Annotated in this window: 13 protein-coding genes; 9 read left to right on the top strand and 4 right to left on the bottom strand. The window is 69.5% G+C overall.

Features of this window, described 5'->3' with window-relative positions; translation table 11 throughout:
* The first annotated feature begins 1 nt into the window (after position 1).
* The 4 genes from CBM2588_RS27175 to CBM2588_RS27190 all read left to right on the top strand — a co-directional run bounded on the left by CBM2588_RS27175 (position 2) and on the right by CBM2588_RS27190 (position 5,010).
* On the top strand, positions 2–1,555 hold the full coding sequence (locus CBM2588_RS27175) for an acyl-CoA synthetase (RefSeq protein ID WP_115683356.1): 1,554 nt from the start codon (positions 2–4) through the stop codon (positions 1,553–1,555).
* 27 nt (positions 1,556–1,582) lie between these two features.
* A complete protein-coding gene (locus tag CBM2588_RS27180) occupies positions 1,583–2,764 on the top strand; it encodes an acyl-CoA dehydrogenase family protein (protein ID WP_115683357.1) in 1,182 nt (393 codons plus the stop codon).
* Between the two features lie 77 nt (positions 2,765–2,841).
* The gene (locus tag CBM2588_RS27185; RefSeq protein WP_115683358.1) at positions 2,842–3,834 is read left to right on the top strand and encodes a tripartite tricarboxylate transporter substrate binding protein; all 993 of its coding nucleotides are present in this window, start codon (positions 2,842–2,844) and stop codon (positions 3,832–3,834) included.
* 81 nt (positions 3,835–3,915) lie between these two features.
* Positions 3,916–5,010, top strand: coding sequence for a CaiB/BaiF CoA transferase family protein (locus tag CBM2588_RS27190; protein WP_115683359.1), 1,095 nt, complete (start codon positions 3,916–3,918; stop codon positions 5,008–5,010).
* Positions 5,011–5,178: 168 nt separating this feature from the next.
* On the opposite strand, the gene CBM2588_RS27195 is transcribed toward CBM2588_RS27190, so the two are convergent.
* Complete coding sequence (locus tag CBM2588_RS27195; RefSeq protein WP_010812795.1) at positions 5,179–5,421, bottom strand: hypothetical protein; 243 nt, start codon at positions 5,419–5,421, stop codon at positions 5,179–5,181.
* A gap of 190 nt (positions 5,422–5,611) precedes the next feature.
* On the opposite strand from CBM2588_RS27195, the gene CBM2588_RS27200 reads away from it, so the two are divergent.
* From CBM2588_RS27200 to CBM2588_RS27210, 3 genes are read left to right on the top strand one after another with little or no spacing between them, the layout of a single operon-like run.
* Entirely contained in the window at positions 5,612–6,577 is a 966-nt protein-coding gene (locus CBM2588_RS27200; RefSeq protein WP_115683360.1) for an alpha/beta hydrolase, read from the top strand.
* A 44-nt stretch (positions 6,578–6,621) separates the two neighbouring features.
* Complete coding sequence (locus CBM2588_RS27205) at positions 6,622–8,730, top strand: penicillin-binding protein 1A (protein ID WP_115683361.1); 2,109 nt, start codon at positions 6,622–6,624, stop codon at positions 8,728–8,730.
* Positions 8,731–8,764: 34 nt separating this feature from the next.
* Positions 8,765–10,018 carry an arsenic transporter gene (locus tag CBM2588_RS27210; RefSeq protein ID WP_115683362.1) on the top strand — a complete coding sequence of 418 codons (1,254 nt, stop codon included), beginning with the start codon at positions 8,765–8,767 and terminating at the stop codon, positions 10,016–10,018.
* A 10-nt stretch (positions 10,019–10,028) separates the two neighbouring features.
* Here CBM2588_RS27210 and CBM2588_RS27215 read toward each other — a convergent pair whose 3' ends face one another.
* Entirely contained in the window at positions 10,029–10,220 is a 192-nt protein-coding gene (locus tag CBM2588_RS27215; protein ID WP_062803446.1) for a hypothetical protein, read from the bottom strand.
* A 297-nt stretch (positions 10,221–10,517) separates the two neighbouring features.
* Between CBM2588_RS27215 and folE the strand changes: the two genes are divergently transcribed.
* On the top strand, positions 10,518–11,276 hold the full coding sequence (gene folE / locus CBM2588_RS27220; RefSeq protein ID WP_115683363.1) for a GTP cyclohydrolase I: 759 nt from the start codon (positions 10,518–10,520) through the stop codon (positions 11,274–11,276).
* A 51-nt stretch (positions 11,277–11,327) separates the two neighbouring features.
* The gene (locus tag CBM2588_RS27225) at positions 11,328–11,771 is read left to right on the top strand and encodes a BLUF domain-containing protein (RefSeq protein WP_115683364.1); all 444 of its coding nucleotides are present in this window, start codon (positions 11,328–11,330) and stop codon (positions 11,769–11,771) included.
* Between the two features lie 18 nt (positions 11,772–11,789).
* On the opposite strand, the gene CBM2588_RS27230 is transcribed toward CBM2588_RS27225, so the two are convergent.
* Together CBM2588_RS27230 and CBM2588_RS27235 are read right to left on the bottom strand one after the other, a co-directional pair.
* Positions 11,790–12,044 (bottom strand): hypothetical protein, encoded by a 255-nt coding sequence (locus tag CBM2588_RS27230; RefSeq protein ID WP_115683753.1) that lies wholly within the window; start codon positions 12,042–12,044, stop codon positions 11,790–11,792.
* Between the two features lie 144 nt (positions 12,045–12,188).
* Complete coding sequence (locus CBM2588_RS27235; protein ID WP_018008406.1) at positions 12,189–12,353, bottom strand: FmdB family zinc ribbon protein; 165 nt, start codon at positions 12,351–12,353, stop codon at positions 12,189–12,191.
* Positions 12,354–12,419: the final 66 nt, after the last annotated feature.

The raw sequence follows: 12,419 nt of genomic DNA on the forward strand, positions 1-12,419 counted from the left end.
CATGGGTTTCGCGTATTTCCTGCGCCGCGCCGCGCGTTACTGGGGCGACCAGCCCGCCATCCTCTACCAGGACCAGGTGGTGACCTATCGCCAGCTCGACGAACGCTCGACGCGGCTGGCCAATGCGCTGCTGGCGCTGGGCCTGCGCCCCGGCGACCGCGTCGCGGTGCAGTCGCGCAACCGGCCCGAGCTGGTCGAACTGGAATGCGCGCTGTACAAGGCCGGCCTGGTCAAGGCCGCGCTCAACCCGCGCTTTACCGCGGCCGAGGCCAGCGACGTAGTCGACAACTGCACCCCGCGCGTGCTGATCGCAGGCCCCGGCTATACCGGCTACGACCGCGCCACGGCAGGCTTCGGCAGCATCGAGACCTTTATCGCCATCGGCGCGGCGCCCGCCGGCTACGTCGAATACGAGGCGCTGCTGGCCAACGCCGGCACCACCGCACCCGACATCACCCCGGCGGCCGACGACCTGGCCGTGCTGCATTTCTCGTCGGGCTCCACCGGCAAGATCAAGGCGGCCATGCAAAGCTACGGCAACCGCATCGCGGCGCTGCGCAAGATGGTGTCCGGCATGGACCGCCCCGCCCGCCCGGGCGACCGGCTGGCGCTGATCGGCCCGGTCACGCACGCCTCCGGCATGCTGATGCAGCCCTACCTGTATGTGGGCGCGACGCTGGTGCTGTTCGAAAAATTCGAGCCGGCGCACTTCCTGGCCGAAGTCGCGCGCCTGCGCATCACCCATGTGTTCATGGTGCCGGCCATGATCAACATGCTGCTGGCCGAGCCCACGCTGGCGCAGGCCGACCTGTCGAGCCTGAAGACGCTGGCCTACGGCGCTGCGCCGATGGCGCCGGCACGCATCCGCGAGGCCTGGGAGCGCATCGGCCCGATCCTGTCGCAGGGCTATGGCGCCAGCGAATCGACCTCCGGCGTCACGCGGCTGTCCACCAGCGACCATGCCGACGCCATTGCCAACCATCCCGAGCGCCTGGCCTCGTGCGGCCGCGCGCTGGGCGAGACCGAAGTGCGCGTGGTCGACGAGCACGGCAAGGAAGTGGCCGTGGGCGAGATCGGCGAACTGGTGATCCGCGGCGACGACGTATTCCACGGCTACTGGAACGAGCCCGCGCTGACGCGCGAGACCCTGGTCGACGGCTGGCTGCATACCGGCGACATGGCGCGCGTGGACGAGGCCGGCTATCTCTACCTGGTCGACCGCAAGAAGGACATGATCATCTCCGGCGGCTTCAACGTCTACCCGACCGAGGTCGAGGCCACGCTGTACCAGCACCCCGACGTGCTGGAGGCCTGCGTCATCAGCGTGCCGGACGACACCTGGGGCGAAAGCGTCAAGGCCGTGGTCACGCTGCGCCCCGGCCGCGAGGCCACCGCGCAGCAGCTGATCGCGCACTGCCGCGAGCGCATCGCCGACTACAAGTCGCCGCGCTCGGTCGACTTTGTCGCCGAGCTGCCCAAGAACGCCAGCGGCAAGCTGGCCCGCAAGATCGTGCGCGAACGCTACTGGCAAGGCGTCGGACGCCGCGTCAACTGAAGCCGGAAAGGCACCGAGGAAACCGCCATGTTCGACCACCTGACCAACCCCGTCCTGCTGGAAACCCGTGCCGGCATCCGCCGCTTTATCGACGAAGAGCTGCGCCCGCTCGAACAGGAGCTCGGCCTGGGTTCCGAGGACCCGTGGCCGCGCGAGACCCTGCGCCAGGTCTGGCGCCGCTCCAGCGAGCTGGGCTTTTACGCCGCCTGCCTGCCCACCGCGCTCGGCGGCAAGGGCCTGAACATCCAGGAACAATGCGCGCTCAAGGCCGACCTGGCCGCGAGCGGCTCGACCCTGGCCGCGCACGTGCTGGGCGACCTGGGCGGCCCGCCGCGCGTCGGCAACATGCTGAAGTACGCCACGCCCGAGCAGCTCGAGCGGTATTTCAAGCCGGTGATCCGAGGCGAGAAGTCGACCTGCTTCGCGCTGACGGAAACGCATTCGGGCTCCGATGCGCAAAGCATCAAGACCGCTGCCGTGGCCGACGGCGATGAGCTGGTCATCAACGGCGGCAAGCACTACATTAGCGGCGCGCCCTTCGCCGACTTCGCCATCGTCATGTGCGTAACCGACGCCACCGCCACGCCGCCGGCCATCACCGCGGTGCTGGTCGACCTGGACCTGCCCGGCGTAACCGTGACCAACGAATACGTGCCGATGTCCGGCCAGCATATCGATGGCGATATCCGCTTCGACAATGTGCGCGTGCCGCGCGCCAACGTCTTCGGCGGCGAGGGCAACGGCTTCAAGCTGGGCATGTCGCGCATCAACGTGAACCGCCTGCTGCACTGCCCCAGCATGCTGGGGCTGGCCATGCGGGCGTATCAATCATCGGTGGAATATGCCGGCCAGCGCCGCCAGTTCGGCGGCCCGATCGCGCGCTTCCAGGCGATCCAGCACATGCTGGCCGACATGGCAGCGGCGCTGTGGGCCTGCGAAAGCATGATCGCGCACACCGCGGCGCTGGCCGACGCCGGCGCCGACCTGCGCATGAAGGCCGCGGCGTGCAAGCTGTTCGTCTCGGAGCGCTGCTTCGAGGTGGCCGACAAGGCCGTGCAGATCCACGGCAATGTCGGCGTCACGCGCGGCCATCCGGTCGAGCAGACCTTCCGCAAGCTGCGCATGTTCCGCATCTTCACCGGCACCAGCGAGATCCAGCGCAACACCATCGCGCGGGCTATCCTGGAACCGCTGCAGCAGAAAGCCTGACCGTGCCGGCGGCGCGGTCGCCGCCAGCATCCGGTTCCCGGCCACAGCACAATACGACAAGACCACGGAGACCAAGCATGAACCGCCGAAACTGGCTTGCCACCGCCGGCGCCGCCGCGCTGGGCAGCCTGCTGCTGCCGGCCCGCGCCGCCAGCGCCGCATCCCCCTACCCCACCCGCCCGATCCGCCTGATCGTGCCGTTTATCGCCGGCAGCACGCCGGACAACACCGCGCGCACGCTGTCGGCAGAGCTGGGCAAGAAGCTCGGCCAGCCGCTGGTGGTCGAGAACATGCCCGGCGCCGGCGGCATCATCGGCGCCGGCGCGCTGCGCCGCGCCGCGCCCGATGGCTACACGCTCGGCATCCTGGCCAACTCGCACGTCATCAACGTGCACATGTACCGCAAGATGCCGTACGACCCAACCCAGGACTTCACGCCGATCACGGCGTTGTCGGGCGGGCCGTCGGCGCTGGTGGTGCCCATGTCCTCGCCCTACAAGACCGCGGCCGAGCTGGTCGCGGCGATGAAGAAGGAGCCGGGCAAGTTGAACTACGGCTCCGGCGGTAAGGGCAGCATCGCCCATCTGGCGGTGGAGACCATGCTGCACCAGACCGGCTGCGACGCGGTGCATATTCCCTACAAGGGCGCGCCGGAGATCCTCACCTCGATGCTGACCGGCCAGACCCAGTTCGGCATGCCGGTGCTGGGCACGGCGACCCAGTACGTGCGCAACAACCAGGTCAGGGTGCTGGCCGTCACCGCTGCCGCGCGTTCGCCCTACTTCCCCGACGTGCCGACCATGGCCGAAGCGCTGCCGCCTGGCTTTGTCATCGACAACTGGAGCGGCCTGTTCGCGCCGGCCAACTTCCCGGCCGAGCTGGCGCAGAAGCTGCACGCCGCGGTGCGCGCGCTGCAAACCGCCGGCGTGTTCGACGCCCAGCTCAAGGCCAATGCCGGCGAGCTGCGCCGCAGCGCGTCGCCGGCGCAGTTCGGCACCATGGTGGCCAGCGACAACGCGCGCTATGGCGACCTGATGAAGTCGATCGGCATGACCGGCGACCTGGGCTGATACAGCTGGCCTGCTCCCTGCGCCGCACGCCACGCCGCGCATGCGGCGCTTGTGTTTTCTCCTTTTCCCCTGAGGCTCCGCATGAAGCCAGCATGGTCTTGCCTGAACGACGTCACCATCCTCGACGTCAGCCAGTTGCTGCCCGGCCCGCACGCCTGCAGCCTGCTGCGCCAGCTTGGCGCGGAGGTGATCAAGGTCGAGCCGCCCGGCAGCGGCGACACCGCGCGCCAGCTGGGCGCGCATGTGTATGCGCAGTTCAATCGCGGCAAGCGCTCGGTGGCGCTGGACCTGAAATCGGACGCCGGCCGCGCCGCGTTCCTGGACCTGGTGCGTGATGCCGACGCCGTGGTCGAAGGCTTCCGCCCCGGCGTGATGGCGCGCCTGGGCTTGGGCTACGAGGCGCTGGCGGCGGTCAATCCGGCCATCGTGCTGTGTTCGGTCTCAGGCTTCGGCCAGACCGGACCGTACGCCAGCCACGCCGGGCATGACCTGAACTACCTGGCGCTGGCCGGGTACTGGGCCACGCCGGTACAGGTCCACGATGCAGTCTCGCGCCCGCGCGTGCGGGTGTCGGATTACGCAGCGTCGGGCTATGCGGCGTTATCGCTGGCCGTGGCGATCATGAGCGCGCGGCAGCACGGACAGGGGCAGCATCTCGATGTGTCGATCCACGATGCCGTGCTGTCGTGGACCGCCCCTGGTGCGTGGACTGCGCGCGCACACGAGGATTGCCCCCGGGCCTCACCCACCGTGATGCCGGAAAACGATTTGTTCGAAACCCGCGACGGGCGGCACCTGGCGCTCGGCATCCTCGAGAACAAGTTCTGGGACAACCTGTGCGCGGCGCTGGGCGACGCGTTCCCCGCGCTGCGCGATCCGCGCTTGGCCACGCGCGCCGGGCGCGGTGGGCACAAGGTGGAGGTCAATGACCTGCTGGCGGCGGTGTTCCGCACGCGCGACCTGGCGGAATGGGAGGGCTTCTTTGCACCGCTGGATATCCCGTTCTCGCCGGTGCTGGGTGCTGGCGAGTTGTTCGAGGATGCGCATGTGCGGGCGCGGGGGGTGGTGCGGCAGCTTGAGGGCGGGATTGCGGTGAGTTTTCCGGTGAAGTTTTCGTTGGGCTTGCCGGAGGGGGACGATTTTGTGGCGGAGGTTGGGCAACACAATCCGCGGTAGCGGCGTCACGCCGTTCCGCTCATGATCGTCATTCCCGCGAAGGCGGGAACGACGGTCGTGATGCTTTTCCGCCGAGGGCCGCCGCCGCGTACTACGCAGCCTGCCAGGCCGATGCGGGCCCAAAAGCCCAAAAGCTCAAAAGGCCCTGCGGCCCTGCGGCCCTGCGGCTCAGCGTTTCTCGTCGAGCAGGTCGTTCAGGATCTCGTCGAAGGTCGCCTGCGCGTCCTCCAGCGCCTGCAGTGCCGCGTCGAAGGTCTGCAGCGCCAGTTTCGACGGCTTGCCGCTGCCCTGCGGCGGATAGTGGGCCTGCAGCGCCGTGAAGGCGACCTGCACCTGCCGCGTGGCCGCAACCACGCGTTCCATGGCCTGCGCCTCTTCGGCGCGGTATTGCTCGTGTTTCTGTTCGCTCATGCCGGTTGGCTCCCTGAAGGCGCGTCGTCTCGGTGGGGTGCGCGCGCCCGAATGAGGCATATCGTACAAGAACTGCGCGGGCCGGCTTGCGCCGCGGCCACGCCGCCGGCAAAAATAAGGTAGGCTGCGCGGCTGGGCGGCAAGGCCGGCGCACACGCGCCACGCCTGGCCGCGGCCACTGACGAATGCCATGCCATTGACCACCCGCCGCGCGCTGGCGGCCGCGCTGATGACCGCCAGCGGCTTCGCCTGCTACTGGACCTACCTGACGCTGAACCAGGACCGGCTGCTGTTCGACGCGCGCCGGCGGCCGCCGCGCGACCTGCCCGACGGCATCATCGGCTATTCGCACCTGATTCCCGGCGGCGTGGTGCGCGGCTATATCTACCACGCGCCCGGCGACACCGTGCGCGACCTGCTGTTCTACCTGCCCGGCCGCGGCGAGGATGTGCTGGAAACGCTGCAGTACGCGCGCTGGCTGCCTGCCGGCATGGGCTTCGCCACCTACGATTACCGCGGCCTGGGCCACTCCGACGGGCGCCCGTCCGAGGGCGCCGCGGTGGCCGACGCCAGCCAGTTCCTGCTGCATGTGCGGCGCGTGTTCCCCGACACCCGCGTGCATGTGGTGGGCCGCAGCCTGGGCACCGGCGTGGCGATCCAGCTGGCCGACCTGCAGGATTTCGAGAGCCTGCAGCTGATCACCCCCTACGACTCGCTGCTCGAGCTGGTGCGCAAGCGCTTTCCGCTGGTGCCGCTGCGCCAGTTGATGCGCCACCACTTCGACTCGATCTCGCATTGCAAAAAGGTCGTGCAGAGCACCAAGGTGCTGCTGGCCGCCACCGACGAAGTGGTGCCGCACGCCTGCTCCGAACGGCTGATGGCGGCCTGGCCCGGCCCGGTGGCGCTGCAGACCGTGCCGGATACCGATCACTTCACCATCATCGAACGCGAGGAAACCTGGTTGTCGCTTTGCGACTTCGCGCGCCAGCACAGCCAGGCGCGCCTGCGCATGGCCGCGGTCCAGGCCGGGCCTCAGCCGGTGGAGCCAGGGCCACCGGCCCGGCCGGCACCGCAGGCCGCGCCAGCGGCGCCCGCACCGCAGCCGGTCGACCATGACGAGCTGGGCAATCCGCTGCCGCTGGCGGCCAACCGCTGAGCCGGCCGCCGGGTCGGTCAGTTGCAGCGGGTAAAATGCGGCCCATGAAAAAATTCGCAGTCAAGGCAGGCGGCGCCGCACTGGCGCTGGCTGCGGCCGGTGCCTTGCTGGCCGGTTTTGCCGCCGTGGTCAGCCTGCGGCAGCTTCCCCCCGTCGATGCGCTGCGCGACTACCGGCCCGATGTGCCGCTGCGCATCTACACCAGCGACAACGTCCAGATCGGCGAGTTCGGCAGCGAGCACCGCGAGTTCATTCCCTTCGAGCAGATCCCGAGGCAAATGGTGCAGGCTCTGCTCGCGGCCGAGGACGACCAGTTCTACCAGCACCAGGGCATCGACATCCCCGGCGTGTTCCGCGCCGCGCTGGCCAACCTCGGCCAGGGCTACGCCCAGGGCGCTTCCACCATCACCATGCAGGTGGCGCGCGCCTTCTACCTGTCGCGCGAGAAGACGCTGGCGCGCAAATGGTACGAGATGCTGCTGGCCTGGCGCATCGACCACGCGCTGCCCAAGGACCGCATCCTGGAGCTGTACATGAACCAGGTCTACCTGGGCGAGCATGCCTATGGCTTCGGCAGCGCCGCGCATGCGTACTTCGGCAAGCCGCTGGCGGCGCTGTCGCTGGCCGAGGCCGCAATGCTGGCGGGCCTGCCGAAGGCGCCTTCGGCGGTGAACCCGGTGGTCAATTTCGCGCGCGCCAAGCGGCGCCAGGAGTATGTGCTGGGGCGCATGCTGGCGCTGGGCATGATCAGCCAGGACGATTACCGCGAAGCCCGCGCCGCGCGCCTGGCCATCAGCGACGACAGCCCCGGCAGCTTTGCCGGCCATGCGGAGTACGTCGCCGAGCTGGCGCGCCAGCTCGCGCGCGAGCGCTTCGGCGACGACGCCTACACGCGCGGCCTCAATGTCTACACCACGGTGTCGTCGGTGCGCCAGACCCTGGCCTACGATGCCGTGCACGGCGGGCTGGAGCGCTACGCCCGCCGCCACCGCAAGTTCGTCAAGGACCTGTCGCAAGGGCCGCAGGCCGCCCTGGTGTCGCTCGACACCGGCACCGGCGCGATCGAGGCCATGGTCGGCGGCGCCGATTTCGCCGCCAGCCGCTTCAACCACGCCACCCAGGCGCTGCGCCAGCCGGGCTCGACCTTCAAGCCCTTCGTCTATGCCGCGGCGCTGGAGCGCGGCGTGTCGCCCGGCACGCTGATCAACGACGCGCCGCTGCCGGCTGGTTCGCGCTGGCAGCCGTCCAACGACGACGGGCGCTTTGTCGGCCCGATCAGCGTGCGCCAGGCGCTGGCCGAATCGCGCAACCTGCCGGCGATCCGCACGCTGCAGGCGATCGGCATCCCCTATGCGGTGGAATTCGCCAGCCGCTTCGGCTTCTCGCCCAGGCGGCTGCCACGCTACCTGCCGCTGGCGCTGGGCTCCGGCACCACCTCGCCGCTGCGCCTGGCCGCGGCCTATGGCGTATTCGCCAACGGCGGCCACCGCGTCGAGCCCTACCTGATCGAGCGCATCACCGACAGCGACGGCAAGGTGCTGTTCAGCGCCGCGCAGGACGCTGAGGAACGCCCCGCGCCGCCGCCCGTGATCAGCGCGCGCAACGCCTTCGTGATGGACAGCCTGCTGCGCAGCGTGGTCGACACCGGCACCGGCACCGGCGTGCGCCGCTACCTGCGCCGCCACGACGTGGCCGGCAAGACCGGCACCACCAACGACTCGGTCGACGGCTGGTTCGCCGGCTATGGCGGCGGCGTGGTCACGGTGGCGTGGATGGGCTATGACGACAACCGCAGCCTGGGCGAGCATGAGTTCGGCGCCACCACCGCGCTGCCGGTGTGGGCCGCCTACATGGAGGGCCGCCTGGCCGGCGTGCCGGAGGCCGACATGCAGGCGCCCGCCGGCCTCGTGCAGGCGGGCGGCGACTGGATGTACGCAGAGAATGCCGACGGCAGCCAGGGCAGCGCCGCTATCGGCTTCCCGCCGCCGGCGCCCGCCACGGCGCCAGCCAGCCAGCCGTTGACGGATCCGGTCGCAAGCAACCTCGACGGCACCTCGCAGGCGTCGCCGGCGGCTCCGGCGACACCCACTCCCGTCACCAGCGCGGCGCCAGCCGCCGCCACGCCGGCAGCGCCTGCCGAGAATCCGCTGTAAACTCCCGGCTTTCCCGATTTCCGTCCCGTACCCGATGTCCAGCCACAGCCCGCTGCTGATCTGGTCGGTCGCCGCGCTGACCACCGCTGGCGTCCTGTTCCGCCCCTTCCGCCTGCCCGAAGCCTTCTGGGCTGCCGGCGGCGCCCTGCTGCTGTGCGCCACCGGCCTGATGGCGCTGCCCGAGGCCTTCGCCGCGGTGCTGCGCGGCTACGACGTGTACCTGTTCCTGGCCGGCATGATGCTGATCTCGGAACTGGCCCGCAAGACCGGGCTGTTCGACCACGTTGCCGCGCTCGCCGTGCGCCTGGCGCGCGGCTCGGCGCCGCGGCTGTTTTTGCTGGTGTACGGCTTCGGCACGCTGGTGACGGCGTTCATGTCCAATGACGCCACCGCCGTGGTGCTGACGCCCGCAGTGCTGGCCGCGACCCGTGCCGCACGCGTGCGCCAGCCGCTGCCCTACCTGTACGCCTGCGCCTTTATCGCCAACGCGGCCAGCTTCGTGCTGCCGATCTCCAACCCGGCCAACCTGGTGATCTTCGGCGAGCGCATGCCGCCGCTGGCCGGATGGCTGGCCAGCTTCGCCCTGCCGTCGCTGGCCGCGATCCTGGCCACGCTGGCGGCGCTGTGGTGGACCCAGCGCGCGGCGCTGGCCGAACCCATCGCCCATGACGTGCCGGTGCCGCCGCTGTCGCGGCAAGCGTGGCTGAGCGCGCTCGGCATCGTGCTGACGGGGCTGGTGCTGCTGGTGGCCTCGCTGCGCGGCAACGCGCTGGGCTGGCCCACCTGCGCCGCGGGCGTGGCCACGCTGCTGCTGGTTTGCGCTACCCGGCGCGAACTGCTGTGGCCGACGCTGCGCGAGGTGTCGTGGAGCGTGCTGCCGATGGTGGCCGGCCTGTTCGTGCTGGTGGCGGCGCTGGAGCAGACCGCGGTGATTCGCCATCTTGCCGACGCGGTCGCGGCGGCCTCGCGCGACGGCGGCGCGCTGGCACTGCTGGGCGTTGGCGCGGTGGTGGCGCTGGCGGGCAATGTCGTCAACAACCTCCCGGCCGGACTGATCGGGGCTTCGGCGCTGGCGGCGGGGCAAGCCTCGCACGCGGTCAGCGGCGCGGTATTGGTCGGCATCGACCTGGGCCCCAACCTCTCGGTCACCGGCTCGCTCGCCACGCTGCTGTGGCTTACTGCGCTGCGGCGCGAGGGGCATATGGTCAGCGCCGGCCAGTTCCTGCGCGTGGGCGCGGTGGTGATGCCGGCGGCCATGCTGCCGGCACTGGCGCTGCTGCTGCTTTAGGCGGTCGGCCTCAGCCGCTGGCGGGAACCTGCGCCGCGGGACTGCGCGGCGCCGGCGACAATGGCCGGCGCAGTCCGCCCGCGCCGTGGCGCACGGCACTGGCATGGTGTTCCGCGACACCGGTTTCCACCGGCGTGGCCGGTACCGGCACTGTCACCACATGGAGCAACATCAGGCTGCTGCACGGAAAGGCGATCGGCATGATGAGGTGGATCCCGACAAAGCGTCAGGCCGCGCTTGGCCGCGGCCGGGTGCCGGCAGCCTGCAATGGGCTGCCTGGGTGTTATGCGGACATTATGTGGGCTTGTCGGCGCCCTGCGTGGCGGGCTTGAGCGATGTCACGAACTCTTCATGGAAAGCCCTTTCGTTGTGGCGTATCCGGCCCACCGGGACCTCGTTTTCCTGCTACCGCGCGGGTTGTGAGGCCACGGCATCTGCCATATAGTGAATCCGGCACACACCCGCTGCGCAGCCATTCACGTCATCACCAACCCAATCCATGAACAGCAAGGACGCAGCGCACCGCGCAAAGGACAGCAACGCCGACGAAAGGGTCGGCGAAAAGGCCGGTCACGCCGCCGCCAGTGTCTCGGCCCGCATCCGCGCGCGGCTGGAAGCCGCGCAGGAGCGCTTCCACGCCAACGACAATATCGCCCGCTATATCGAGCCGGGTGAAATGGAGCAGCTTCAGGCCGAGGTTCAGGCCCGGCTGCAGGACGTGCTGCGGGCACTGGTGATCGACGTCGACAACGACCACAACACGCAGGAAACCGCGCGCCGCGTGGCCAAGATGTACCTGAAGGAAATTTTCGCCGGCCGCTATGCCAAGGCCCCGCCGGTGACGGAATTCCCCAACGTCGGCCAGCTCAATGAACTGATGATCGTGGGCCCGCTGCGCGTGCGCAGCGCCTGCTCGCACCACCTGTGCCCGATCATCGGCAAGCTGTGGATCGGGGTGATGCCGAACCAGCATTCCAACCTGATCGGGCTGTCCAAGTACGCTCGGCTGGCCGAATGGATCATGTGCCGTCCGCAGATCCAGGAAGAGGCGGTGGCGCAGGTGGCCGACCTGCTGCAGGAAAAGATGAGTCCCGACGGCCTCGCCATCGTGATGGAGGCCGAGCACTTCTGCATGCACTGGCGCGGCGTGCGCGACACCGACGCCAAGATGACCAACAGCGTGATGCGCGGCTCGTTCCTGAAGGACGACAGCCTGCGCCGCGAATTCCTCACGCTGCTGAACAATAACCGGGGCTGACCGTCCGGGCCCTGCCGCCACACGGAGCGCCATTACCGGAGCGCCACGACCATGCTAGTCCGCCTGCTCTATGCCAGCCGTGCCCGCCAGGCCATCGATGCCGCCCTGCTCGATGCCATCCTGGCCGCCAGCCTGGAACGCAATCCGCGCCACGGCATCACCGGCGTGCTGTGCCATGGCAACGGCATCTTCCTGCAGGCGCTGGAGGGCGACCGGCAGGAGGTCTCGCAGCTGTTCCAGTCGATCGCGCGCGATCCGCGCCACCACGACGTGACCCTGCTGCATTTCGAGGAAACCTGCACGCGCGACTTTGCCGGCTGGGCGATGGGGCAGGTCAATGCGGCGCGGCTCAATACCGCCACCCTGCTCAAGTTCTCCGCGCGCGCCGAGCTCGATCCCTACCGCACCGGCGGCGGGGCCTCGCTGGCGCTGCTCAAGGAGCTGATCGCCGGCGCCTCGGTGGTGTCGCGCACCGGCGAGCGCGGACGGCACTGAGCCGCGCCGGCGGCGCCGCTACACCGTGATCGGCCCGTACAGGCCGCACTCGAGGTCGCTCTCGAACTCTTCCATCCATGACGTGCCGGCGCCGGCTTCATAGACGCTGGTCTTGTCGGTGCCGACGCGGCGCACGCTGACGCGGCGCGCGCCGTCGCCGTCGTGGTCGTCGGTAATATCGAACATCTCCGCCGCCAGCCCGACATGCCTGCACGCGTCCAGGACCTGCTGCTGCTCGTCGGCGGGAAATTCAGTGAACGGTCTCGTTGCCATGGCATCCTCCGTCAAGGTTGAGATCGCCGCTTGCGCGCAGCGCGAACGCGCGTGGCACCGCAGGCGCCACGCATAAAGCAGCACGCGCGCCGGCATCCGGCCGGCGGCGCGCGCGCACCCTCCTGGGATCTTGTTGTTAGAGACTCAGCTCTTGCGCTGGGTCACCGCCACGAACGGCGCCGGTGCGTGCTGCACGGACTGGCTGCCGCAATTCGGGCACGGTGGATGGGCAGAGGCATGTTCCGCGAGATGTTCGGTTTTTTCGAACACATGGCCGCACTTCTCGCAGCGGTATTGATAGACGGGCATGGCATTCCCCCACGCGGTGCACACGCCGCGGGGCGCGTGTCAGCTTCATTCTAGGACAGCGGTCCG

Origin of the sequence: Cupriavidus taiwanensis (assembly GCF_900250075.1) — a bacterium.
Lineage (GTDB): Bacteria > Pseudomonadota > Gammaproteobacteria > Burkholderiales > Burkholderiaceae > Cupriavidus > Cupriavidus taiwanensis_C.